Source organism: Taklimakanibacter deserti (genome assembly GCA_003574785.1).
In genome coordinates this window covers 299,285-311,350 of the sequence record QORU01000012.1, presented here as the reverse complement: position 1 = coordinate 311,350, position 12,066 = coordinate 299,285, and the positions used below count along the sequence as shown (strand labels likewise).

Here is a 12,066-nt window from a genome sequence, read left to right as displayed (position 1 = left end):
GCTCAACATTAATCGATTCAAGGCTGATCTCCATTTTTCAGCCTTGAATCAATTTTCTGCTGATTTGGGAATCCCCTGATTGTAAACAGGCCCTAGAGCATTACTGCGGCAGAAGCGCCCTCACAGCGTCCAGGGTCTCGGCCTCCTGGGCCGGCTTGTCCCAGCGGATGCGGTGGACGCGCGGGAAGCGCAAGGCGACGCCGGATTTGTGCCGCGACGACGGCTGGACGGCGTCAAAGGCGATCTCCAGCACCAGGGCTGGCGCCACCTGGCGCACCGGCCCAAAACGCTCGACGGTGTTGTTCCTGATCCAGCGGTCGAGCCTGAGCAGCTCCTCATCGGTGAAGCCCGAATAGGCCTTGCCGACCGGCACCAATTCGTCCGGCGTCTTCCACACACCGAAAGTGTAGTCGGAATAATAGGACGAGCGCTTGCCCGAGCCGCGCTGGGCATACATGAGCACGCAATCGATGGTGAGCGCGGCCCTCTTCCATTTGTACCAGTGGCCCTTGGGACGCCCGGCGAGATAAGGACTTTCCTTGCGCTTCAGCATCAGGCCTTCAATGCCGTTCTCGCGCGCCAACTGCCATTTCTCCTCGAGCTCGCTGAAGGCGGTGAAGGGAACGAGAGCGCTCACATCGGCAAGGCTCGGCGTGAAGCGCTCGTACCAGGCTTCGAGCCGGGCGCGGCGCTCGATGAAGGTCAGGCCGCGGACGTCCTCGGCCCGATCGAACAGAATGTCATAGAGGCGAATGTGGGCCGGATAATCCTGGAGCATCTTGCCCGTCACCGTCTTGCGGTTGAGGCGCTGCTGCAGGTCGTTGAAGGAGGCGACCACGCCGTCGCGCAGGACCAGAAGCTCGCCGTCGAGCACGCCTTCGGCATGGGCAAAAGCCTGGACGATGTCGGGGAAGGCGCCCGAAATGTCATCGCCGGCGCGCGAGAAGAGCCGCACATCGCCCGGACGCGCGGAAAGCTGCACCCGGATGCCGTCCCATTTCCATTCGGCGGCGACGTCTTGCGGAGCGAAGCTCTGCCAGTCGCCCTCTTCGATCGGATGCGCCAGCATCACCGGCCGGAAGGTCGCCTTGCGGCCGGGATCGGGTCTCTCGCCAGCCCCCGTCAGCCAGGCGAACATGTCGCCATAGGGCGGGCTCACGCCATGCCAAACCTCCTCGATCTCCTCGACCTCGCGGCCGAAAGCCTGGGCGATACCGGTCTTGGCGAGACGGGCCGAGACGCCGACCCGCAAGGCGCCGCTCAACAGCTTGAGCAGCGCGAAGCGGCCCTTGGCATCGTTCCGGTCGAGCAGGCGCTCGAGCACGCGCGGAAACTCGCGCGTCGAAGCCCCGCTCACTTGCGCCACCACCTCGCTGATGCGCGGCGGCTTGCCGTTCTCCGGGCAATCGGGCCAGAGCAGCGAAACCGTCTCGGCCGTGTCGCCGACATAATCGCGCGACAGGCGGTAGAGCAGCGGATCGACATGCGGCTCGAGGATGGTCTGGAGCGTCTTGCGGATCGGCAGCCGCAAAGGCAGGCCGTCGGTCAAAGCGGCGAGCGCCCAGCCGCGATCGGGGTCGGGGGTCGAGCGGAAGTAATCTTCGAGCAGCTTCAGCTTGGCGTTGCGCGCCGTGGTGTAGACGAGCCGATCCAAAAGTTCGGCGAAACTCTGCAAAACTGGATTCCTCTTTAGTTGCGCATCGGCTTATCCGAAAACCGTGCCCACTTTTCGGGCCGATGCGCTAATCTCCTTCGTCTTCAAACCCAACGAGCGCCAGCGCCCGGCCGCGCCTGCCCATGAGCCCGATCTGGTGCACCAGCGCATCCTCGCGGCCATGGGTGACCCAGATCTCCCCCGCCCCCGTCTCCTCGATGGTCGAAAGGAGCTCCGGCCAGTCGCAATGATCGGACACGACGAGCGGCAATTCAACGCCATGCTGGCGGGCGCGGCCCCTGACCCGCATCCAGCCCGAGGCATAGCAGGTCAAGGGATCGGCGAGCCGCCTCGACCAGCGATCGCTCAAGGCGCTGGGCGGGCACAAGACCAGCGCCCCCTTCAATTCCTCGGGCGTCGCGTCCATCACGTTGCGCAAATCGCCCAGATCCACGCCGAGACTGACATAGAGATCGCACAGGCTGCGCAAGCCGCCATGCAGATAGATCGGGCGGTCATAGCCCGCTTGGCGCACGAGCGCGATCATGCGCTGGCACTTGCCGAGATTATAGGCGCCGAGAAGATGAGTGCGCCCGGGATTGGCGGCCATCGACGCCAGCAGCCGGCGGGCTTCCTTCTCGGCCGGCTCATGGCGGAAGACCGGCAGGCCGAAGGTCGCCTCGGTGATGAAGAGATCGCAGGTGACGAGCTCGAAGGCCGAGCAGGTCGGGTCGGACTTTCGCTTATAGTCGCCGGAGACGACCACCCGCGTGCCCTGCCATTCGAGCACGATCTGGGCCGAGCCCAGTATATGGCCGGCGGGAACCAGCCTGACCGAGACGCCATTGACGGTCGCCATGCCATTGGCGGCGGCAAAGCTTCCCGCGCAATCGGCGCCATAGCGCACTTTCATGATCTCGATGGTTTCGGCGGTGGCGAGCACGGCGCCATGGCCTGATCGGGCGTGGTCGCCATGGCCGTGGGTGATGACCGCCCGGTCGACGGGCAGATGCGGATCGATATGGAACTGGCCCGGCTCGCAATAAAGCCCGCGCTCGGTCGGATAAAGCCAGCTCTCGGGACGAGATTTCACCATGGGTCCTCATATGGGGTTCATCCCACATAAGACCATGCCGATGTCAGTTTCTGTCAGGAGAGCCGCCTAGGCGCGGACTCATTAGCCCGCAACCAAATTCGGATTGATGCGAGTTTGACGAACGCCCTACCGGGCTCGACCGGTCGCGAATGACCCAAAGCGGTCCTGGGGAGTGATAGACTTTGGTGCAGCGCGTCAATACACTCCAACGATCACTTATTTGGAGAGCTTCTGCTATCCATGGCCGAGGTTCGGGTTCAACGCCGCCTTGCCGCAATCCTGGCCGCAGATGTGGTCGGCTACAGCCGACTAATGGAACAGGACGAGGCGGGCACGCTAGCGGCCCTCCAGGGACGGCGCCGCGAGATTGTCGGCCCGCTTGTCAATGAGCACAACGGCCGGATAATCAAGGTGATGGGCGACGGCGAGCTCGTCGAATTCGCCAGTGCGGTCGATGCTGTCTCGTGTGCAGTCGAAATGCAAAAGCGATTTGCCGAGGACAACCGCAGCCTGCCCGAGGAGCGCCGCATCATTCTCCGCATCGGCATCAATCTCGGCGACATCATCGTCGAAAACAACGATCTCTATGGTGATGGCGTCAACATTGCGGCACGGCTAGAAGCGCTGGCTGAGCCCGGCGGCATCTACATCTCGGCCAAGGTCTACGAGGAAGTACGCGGAAAATACGCCGCGCGTTTTGAAGATATCGGCGAGCAGGTAATTAAGAACATCGCCCGTCCCATTCGAACCTACCGCCTACGCCGAGATGGGCCAATAGACTCGTCTAGCCCCGCACGCCCGGCGGTCAGCCTTCCCGACAAGCCCTCGATTGCCATCTTGCCATTCCAGAATATGAGCGGGGACGCAGAACAGGAGTATTTCGCCGACGGCATGGTGGAAGACATCACCACCGCCTTGTCGCGCCTGCGCTGGCTGTTTGTCATCGCCCGCAACTCGAGTTTCACCTACAAGGGGCGGGCCGTAGACGTGAAGCAGGTCGGGCGCGAGCTCGGTGTGCGCTATGTGCTCGAGGGCAGCGTGCGCAAGTCGGCGGACCGGGTACGTATCACTGGACAGCTGATCGATGCGACGACAGGAGCTCATTTGTGGGCGGATCGATTTGATGGAAACCTCGCCAATATATTCGATCTTCAGGATCAGGTGGCAACGAGTGTTGTCGGTGCCATTGCACCGAAGCTCGAACAGGCCGAGATTGAGCGGGCCAAGCGCAAGCCGACCGAGAGCCTTGATGCCTACGATTTCTTTCTCCGCGGCATGTCGGCGTTTCACCAGTTCAACAAGGCGGCCAACATAGAGGCGCTGGCGTTCTTTCTCCGAGCAAGTGAACTCGATCCCAACTTTGCATCCGCTTATGGCATGGCGGCACGATGTTACCTGCAGAGGATCGGTTTCGGTTGGGTGGCCGACCGTCAGCGCGAGGCGGCCGAAGCTGAGAAGCTAGCGCGGCGCGCCGCCGACCTTGGGAAGGATGACGCAGTAGCGCTAAGTGCCGCAGGGTTTGTGCTCGTCAATGTCGTGGGCGATTTAGAATACGGTGATACCCTCATTGATCGCGCGCTCGCGCTCAATCCGAACCTTGCGGGGGGATGGCATTTCAGCGCTTTGGCTAAAGCATTCCTCGGTCAAACTGACGTAGCAATCGAGCGGGCGAGCCGTGCGATGCGGTTGAGCCCTCAGGATCCGCAACAGTTTGGCATGAAGATCGCCATGGCATGGGCTCATTTCTTTGCTTGCCGTTATGAAGAAGCTTTTTCTTGGTCACAGGCGGCCGTCAGGGAGCAATCAAATTTCTTCATGGCGATCGCCGTCAATGCTGCAAGTGCCGCACTCGCCGGAAAGACCGAGGAAGCTGCCAAGGCAATGGCTCGCCTGCGCGAACTTAACCCCACGCTACGCGTTTCGAATCTCAAAAGCTTCATGCCGATATATCGCGCACAGGATTTCGAGCGATGGACTGAAGGTCTAAGAAAGGCGGGATTACCCGGATGAACGGTACATGCCTCGGTGCAAGTAGGTCCTACCCAAGCCGGCACCGCCTCCATGAAGCTCACGCCGATTGCTGTCGAAAAGACGCGGCTCCTGGGCGAGTAGCGCCGCGAACTCCGGCCTCACTCCGCTCACGGTCGCCCTGAACAAAATTCAACGTGTCTAGATTCAGCCACTTGCTCCAGGACGGCTCATCCTGGTCAAGCGCCTATGCCTGTTTCCATTCTTGTTCCACGAATTCCTTGGACGAGTTGGTTTTGGGAAACGGAATATCGGGGACCTCGACCCTCAGAAATTCACACAGTGGCCGCCACCCGTCGCGCAAATCAAATGTCAGGAGACGGTCGGCGGGGATTTCGGACTGTACATCGGCAATATGGTTCTTGAAGGCTTGCGTGGCGTGCTGTCTTTCGGAAATGCGGCCGTTGAAGACCTGAGCAGCGACCATCTCGTGGCCCATCTCGCAGATCGCATTCACATGTGGCGACGAATGGTGCCCGCGTGCCGCGAGAAATGGGACAATCGTGGCTTGCACACTATCGAACCACTCATCCGGATCGCGCACCGATAGAACCACTTTCGCCGTTGGGTAGTGTCGGACAAGTTCGCGCCAGTATCGCGCGCCCGGCCAGTCCACCTGCGAGCGGTAGCCCCGAAAGACGTGGTCCCAATCGACCTTCTCGCCGCGCGCCAATGCTTCCCAATCAACAAGGCGCTCTGGATTGTCGCGAACTTCGAACATGTGGTGGCAAGGCCCGAAGCCCAGTTGCTCGAGCGCGATCTTAAGAGAATTCGTACCAGTCCGACCAAAACCCGGACCAATAACCTCAAGAGGCATGCGTTCGTTCCGAGCAGTCGCTGAATCGATAACCCTCCTATCTTAGTTACGGCACCTGCTCGCGACAAGCCGATCGATGGTCACGCTAGAGGCGACAAGAAATGGGGACAAAGGACCGTGCGCCGGATCGGAGCTCTGGTCTGTTCGCTGGGCTACTCCTGGATATGTCCGGCTTCTTTTAGGAGCCTTTCCTGGAAAGCAGCGATATTGTCCAGAGTCGTCTTGGCGTCCTGCTTGCCGGTGATGGCAAGATCATACTGCTCCTGGCCCTGCGCGAGCAGCTCGAAGAACTCGGGAATGTGCCAGGCATCCTTCTGCCATTCGAGGCCCGGCGCCCAGGTCCGGTTCCACGGGCGGTAATCCAGATACTTCGGGTCGTTGTAGACCGACTTGATGGCACTCTGGCCGCCGGCCGCGGCGAAAGCGTGCTGCGTGCCGGTTGAGAGCCACCACTTCACGAAGTCGACAATCTCCTTGATCTGCTTGTCATCGGACCAGGTCATGATCACGAACGGCTGACCGCCGATATTCGACCAGCGGACGAGCTTGCCGTCGGCGCCGCGCAGGCCCGGCATCTGGGCGAAAGCGACCTTGTGGGCCACCTTCGACGTCTCCGGGTTGATCGTGTTTTCGGCAAGGCCAATATACTCGATGTTCATCGCGAGCTTGCCTTCGCGGAATAGCTCGTCAGTCTTCAGTGCGTCCATTCCGCCAGTCTTGACGATCGGGGGCATGTACTTGGTGAGTCTCAGATAGTGGTCGAGCGCCTTCACCGCCTCCGGCGAGTTCACGACGCCTTCTGCGTGGCCGGTGGGCGCCTGGGCCTCGTCCCAGATATTCCCGCCATGCTGCCAGATGAAGCCGTTAATCTGCCTCGTGCTGTTGTTGTAGGCCCTGCCGGCTTGATAGGCGATCCCGTAAAAGTCGTCGCCCGCGGGTTTGCCAGCGAGCATGTCGCCCTTTTGGCGCATGAAGAACTCGCCCATCTTCTCGAACGTGTCCCAATCGACATCATCCATCTCTTCGGGCGTGCAGGGAAGTTTCTGATTGTACTTCGCCCGGAAATTCTTTTGCTCATCCTCGTTGCAGACGATGTCAGTGCGATAGTAATTGATCAGAATATCCGGCATCTGCGGGAAGCCGTAGTAGTTCTCGGACTTGTACGGATAGGTCGCGTAGGCCTGCAGCGGGTTCGGATGCATGTCCGACAGTGTTGCCTTGAGGCCCGGGTCGGCGTCGATCAGGTCGTTGATCTTGCGGTAGTAGCCGGCCTCGATGAAGGCGCCGAGCCACTGCGAGTCCGACACCGCCATGTTGTACTTTTTCTCGCCGGACGTGAGCGAAGTGTTGAGGCGGGTGTAGTAATCCGGCCACGGAATGAAGTCGATATCGAGCTTCACGTGGTTGCCGGATGGCGCCTTGTAATTCTTGTTGAACAGGTCCTTCATGATGCGGGTCGGCGGCCAGTCGGGCACCGCCATGTGCAACACCACTTCTTCAGCCAGGGCGGGCGTAGCCACCCCGCCGAAGTTCAGCGCGATGGCCGTCGCAACTACCGCAGTCCAGATCGGCAGTTTCGTCTTGCAGCTCATTCTTTTCCTCCCTTTGTTAGCTCTTGCTGGCTTTCAGTGTCCACCACGCGGTGCCGAACGCCCGCCGTCATCCGGATGAGTAAGACGCGCTTGAGCCGGGTCGAAGGAGAAGTAAGCCGATCACCATGAGTGTAAACGCCAGCCGCCCGTGCCTCCGGCAGGTCTATTTTAGCTGAAACGAAAGCTCTCACGATATTTTCTTTCGTGCCTTGCCGAGCTGGTCCCGGACGCACGCGCTCAACGGTGGCTGGAAGTTGGTGGCAATGAATTCACCATGCGAGGAATCGCCCTTCCTGACTGGAATCGGGAATATCCGGTCCTTGTGTGGCTCTTGGCCAAGGTCCGCTGTTCGTAGCATGCCGGTCGTCGTCAGAGGAGGAGGCTCTCGCGGGTGAAAGCCGGTCGCTCGCCAAGGCGAAAGGCTGGGTCTGCGCGACGGCCGATTGAGCTTGCGAGACCTGTTCGATTGGGCCAGCGATCTTGACCGCGAGCGCTCTCCAATTCAGGCTGTGGAGGGGTTGATGCGCGCCCAGATCTGATTCTAGGCAACATGACGACATTCTTCTCGATCCTTCATATCGCCCTGTTCTGCGCGGTCAGCCTGAGAATCCTGGCCCGTCCCCAGTTGAACACCCACGTGCGAACCGCCTGGATCTTCGTGCTTTTGGTGCTGCCGTTCATCGGGCCTGTTCTCTACCTGCTGATCGGCGAAATCCATTTCGGTGGGCCAGACCGGAAACACACTGATGCGGCGGTCGCGGCGACTGGCCCTGCCGTTCTGGCCAGCGGCGGGGCTCCAGACCTGCCGCGATGGGGGCCAGCCAGCGGCTTTGCCACCTCGATCAACGGTTTTGGCGTGACGATAGGCAACCGCGCCGAATTGCTGCAAAGCCCCGAGGGCGCCCGCCGACGCCTGGTCGAGGACATGGATGCGGCCACCCAGACGATCAGCGTCCTCTATTACATCTGGCTCGACGATGAGACGGGCTTGCGCGTAGCTGATGCCCTGATCCGCGCCGCCAAACGCGGCGTGCGCTGCCGGGCCATCGCCGACGCCATCGGCTCCGGCGCCTTTATCGCTTCAGATATGTGGGGACGGCTCAAGGACGCAGGCGTGGAAACCTCCGTTGCTCTGCCGATCGGCAATCCTCTCAAGACCATGCTCTACAGGCGGCTCGACCTGCGCAACCACCGCAAGATCACCGTGATCGACGGCAGGATTTGTCATTGCGGCAGCCAGAACTGCGCCGACGCCGCCTTCCTGCCCAAGGCGAAATTCGCTCCGTGGGTAGACGTCATGGCGCGATTCGAGGGGCCGGTGGCGCATCAGATGAACCTGCTGTTCGCACAAAACTGGCTCGCCGATCATCCCGGAGAAATCTCGGACTTTGTCCGCGAGGTCCCTGGTCTCGACCATGGGTTTCCGGCCCAGGTTGTCGGCACGGGCCCCAACATCAGCCGTGACGCGACCGCGCAATTGTTTTCCCGCATCATCTGTGCCGCCCGGCGCGAGCTGATCATCACCACGCCCTATTTTGTCCCGGGCGAAGTCGTCTGCGCGGCGATCCTGGGCGCCGCCCTGGCCGGAGCGAAAGTCACACTCATCGTGCCGCACCGCAACGATTCTGCCTTCGTCGCGTGCGCCAGCCGCTCCTATTACCCGCAACTGATCGATGCAGGCGTGACGATCGCCGAGTATAATGGCGGCCTCCTGCACTCCAAGATCATGACGGTGGACGGCGAGACGACCTTCCTGGGCTCGTCCAACATGGATATCCGCAGTTTCGACTTGAACTTCGAGAACGATATCCTGCTGTTCGATGAAAAACTCACCGCCGACATTCGCCAGCGCCAGATGGACTATCTGGAGAAGTCGACCCTGGTCGATCTTGCCGAGGTGCGCGCATGGCCGACCTGGCGGCGCATCTGGTACAACGCCTTCGCCACGCTGGGACCTTTGCTGTAGCCGCTGCGGCGACAGTGACGCCGGTCGGATTTGCACCTTTCAACAGGCAGGAGTAGCATCTGAGTGGGGGCGGAAGGCCATCGAAACGGGACTTTCAGCTTCTCATCCGAACCTGCCGAATCTCCCTGCGAGGTGGCCTCAAGGGAGGAATGACGATGGACAACATAGATCGTCGCTCTGCTGTGCTTCTGGGCGCCGCATTTCTGGCTCCGGCTCTTGGATCGGCGCGCACCGCACATGCCGCCATGTATGCGAAGGACGCCGGCAAGGAGATCATGCCGGGCGTCAGGCAGGTCGACCTGGGCAAGTGGCCGGTCGCGCTGCCGAATTACAAATCCATTGTGATAACGGACTATGTCGTGGCGCCCGGCTCCGGCTTTCCCCCGGACAAGATGAAGAACGACATGATCTGCCATATCCTCGAAGGAGAGTTCCGGGCGAAGAAGGATAGCAAGGAATTCACTACAAAGGCCGGTGATGTTTTCGTCTGCGTTACGGGCGAAACTGAAGAGGACACCAACACCGGCCAGGTCGATGCGGTCATGCGGGTCATCGATCTCATGACGGCTTAGAGCTTAGCGGGCCGTTTGTCGGCAGGATTGGGAAATCCTTCGCTGAACGGCCCGTGGACAAACAGCACGAGCGGCCTGCCCCCTGACCACGCAGATCGTCTCTGCCAGGCTCGGACATTCGTGCCGACGGAGGCCAACGGATCCGCGGGCGACTTTGGCCCAATAAGGCCCGCAGGCCTGGCTTGCGAGCTGGAGGGCGGAAGCCGGGCGTCTTAAGCTGCCTGAGCCGTTATCGAACTGTCACAAAGGATTCCTAAGCCGGTCATCATCATTCTCCAGCCAGCCCCACGAGGAACAAGCCATGAATGATATTTCATTCAGCCGTGCGCAAGCCTATGAGGCGTCCGACGATGTCGGCCGCAATAGCTCCGCGAACCCGACCATGGGCGACATCATCAATGCCCGTTTCAACCGCCGCAGCGCTCTCAGGGGCATGCTCGGCGTAGCGGCGATCGGCGCGACAGTCAGTCCGCTCGCCCTGGTCGCCGCCAACCGGGCTCACGCGGAAGCGGCTTCGGCCTTTTCCTTTAAGGAAGTCGCTGCCGGCGTGGATGAGAAGCACCACGTCGCCGAAGGCTATGACGCGGATGTCCTGATTCGCTGGGGCGACCCGATCTTCCCCGACAGCCCCGAATTCGACCCCCTGAAGCAGAGTGCCGAAGCCCAGCAGAAGCAGTTCGGCTACAATTGCGACTATACCGGCTATCTGCCGGTCGATGGCTCGAGCGAGCACGGCCTGCTTGTCGTCAACCACGAATATACGAATGAAGAGCTGATCTTCCCGGGCATTTCCAAGATCGTCGAGGGCAAGGTCGAGACGACGGAACCCGACGCCAAGCGCGTCGCCATCGAGATGGCAGCGCATGGCGGCAGCGTCATCGAGGTGAAGAAGACCGACGGAAAGTGGACGGTCGTGCGCGACGGCAAGGCGAACCGCCGCATCACTGCCGAGACCGAGATGATCGTCTCGGGACCGGCAGCCGGCGGCGACCGCATGAAAACCTCCTATGATCCGAGCGGCACGAAAGTGCGCGGCATGATCAACAATTGCGCCGGCGGCCTCACGCCGTGGAATACATGGCTGACATGCGAAGAGAATTTCCATGGCTATTTCACCGGCAAGCTCGCCGAGGGCCATGCCGAGGCCGTGAACCACAAGCGCTATGGCAATCCGGGCGACAGCTTTGCCTGGGGGAAATTCCACGATCGCTTCGATGTCGCCAAGGATCCTAATGAGGCGAACCGCTTCGGCTGGGTCGTCGAGATCGATCCCTTCGATCCGAACTCGGTCCCGAAGAAACGGACCGCCATGGGCCGCTTCAAGCACGAGGGTGCCGCCAACATCATCAATTCCGACGGCCGTCTCGTCGTCTATCAGGGTGACGACGAGCGTTTCGAATATGTCTATCGCTTCGTCACCGAAGCGCCGGTCAATACCGGCGATGCGAAGGCCAATGCCGACCTCCTCGATGCGGGCATGCTCGCGGTAGCCAAGTACAATGACGACGGCACGGGCGTCTGGTTGCCGCTTGTTTTCGGTCAGGGTCCCCTGACGGCCGAGAACGGGTTCAAGAGCCAGGCCGACGTGCTGATCGAGACCCGGCGGGCGGCAGATCTCCTCGGCGCCACCAAGATGGACAGGCCGGAAGGCACGGACGTCAATCCAAAGACCCACAAAGTCTATGTGATGCTGACCAACAATTCGAAGCGCAAGCCCGAACAGGTCGACAAGGCCAATCCCCGTCCGGAAAGCGCCTTTGGTCACGTGATCGAAATGGCGCCCGTCAACAACGACCACACCGCTGAGAAATTCACCTGGGAGATCCTCATCAAGTGCGGCGATCCCTCGGTTGCCGCGGTCGGCGCATCCTTCTCCTCGGCAACGACGAAGGATGGCTGGTTTGGCATGCCTGACGGCGTCCATGTCGATGAAGATGGCCGCCTGTGGATCGCAACCGACGGCATGGGACCGAAGGCGACCGGACGCGCCGATGGCCTCTTTGCCGTCGATACCGAGGGGCCGGCGCGCGGCACGTCGAAATTGTTCTTCCGCTGCCCGGTCGGCGCCGAACTCTGCGGTCCGGAGACCACGCCGGACCTCGCCACCTATTTCGTCGGAGTGCAGCATCCCGCCGATGAAGGTCCGGATTTCAAGGGTTTTGAACGGCCCTCCACCTTCGAAGATCCCTCGACGCGCTGGCCGGACTTCGAGGATGGCATGCCACCCCGTCCATCCGTGCTCGCGATCACAAAGCAAGGCGGCGGCAAGATCGGCGCTTGAAGATGCATCAGGAGACGGGACGGCTGAATGCCGTCCCGCTTCAGGATGGGTTTGCTCGAC

The 12,066-nt window shown here is 61.1% G+C and carries 8 protein-coding genes; 4 read left to right on the top strand and 4 right to left on the bottom strand.

Annotated elements, in window-relative coordinates; genetic code table 11:
* Positions 1–100: 100 nt before the first annotated feature.
* Both DS839_RS25290 and DS839_RS25285 read right to left on the bottom strand, forming a co-directional pair.
* Complete coding sequence (locus tag DS839_RS25290) at positions 101–1,675, bottom strand: cisplatin damage response ATP-dependent DNA ligase (protein WP_119273252.1); 1,575 nt, start codon at positions 1,673–1,675, stop codon at positions 101–103.
* Between the two features lie 67 nt (positions 1,676–1,742).
* Positions 1,743–2,750, bottom strand: a complete 1,008-nt coding sequence (locus DS839_RS25285) for a ligase-associated DNA damage response exonuclease (RefSeq protein ID WP_119273251.1) — start codon at positions 2,748–2,750, stop codon at positions 1,743–1,745.
* Between the two features lie 240 nt (positions 2,751–2,990).
* On the opposite strand from DS839_RS25285, the gene DS839_RS25280 reads away from it, so the two are divergent.
* A complete protein-coding gene (locus tag DS839_RS25280) occupies positions 2,991–4,760 on the top strand; it encodes an adenylate/guanylate cyclase domain-containing protein (protein WP_119273250.1) in 1,770 nt (589 codons plus the stop codon).
* Positions 4,761–4,965: 205 nt separating this feature from the next.
* On the opposite strand, the gene DS839_RS25275 is transcribed toward DS839_RS25280, so the two are convergent.
* Both DS839_RS25275 and DS839_RS25270 read right to left on the bottom strand, forming a co-directional pair.
* Positions 4,966–5,595, bottom strand: a complete 630-nt coding sequence (locus DS839_RS25275) for a sulfotransferase family protein (RefSeq protein ID WP_119273249.1) — start codon at positions 5,593–5,595, stop codon at positions 4,966–4,968.
* A 152-nt stretch (positions 5,596–5,747) separates the two neighbouring features.
* Entirely contained in the window at positions 5,748–7,187 is a 1,440-nt protein-coding gene (locus tag DS839_RS25270; protein WP_119273248.1) for an ABC transporter substrate-binding protein, read from the bottom strand.
* Between the two features lie 550 nt (positions 7,188–7,737).
* On the opposite strand from DS839_RS25270, the gene cls reads away from it, so the two are divergent.
* The 3 genes from cls (at position 7,738) to DS839_RS25255 (ending at position 12,006) form a co-directional block, all read left to right on the top strand.
* Positions 7,738–9,153 (top strand): cardiolipin synthase, encoded by a 1,416-nt coding sequence (cls, locus tag DS839_RS25265; RefSeq protein WP_119273247.1) that lies wholly within the window; start codon positions 7,738–7,740, stop codon positions 9,151–9,153.
* Positions 9,154–9,308: 155 nt separating this feature from the next.
* Positions 9,309–9,725: a cupin domain-containing protein gene (locus tag DS839_RS25260; protein ID WP_162918786.1), complete on the top strand. Its 417-nt coding sequence runs from the start codon at positions 9,309–9,311 to the stop codon at positions 9,723–9,725.
* A gap of 301 nt (positions 9,726–10,026) precedes the next feature.
* Positions 10,027–12,006 (top strand): PhoX family protein, encoded by a 1,980-nt coding sequence (locus DS839_RS25255; RefSeq protein WP_119273245.1) that lies wholly within the window; start codon positions 10,027–10,029, stop codon positions 12,004–12,006.
* The last annotated feature ends 60 nt before the right edge of the window (positions 12,007–12,066 follow it).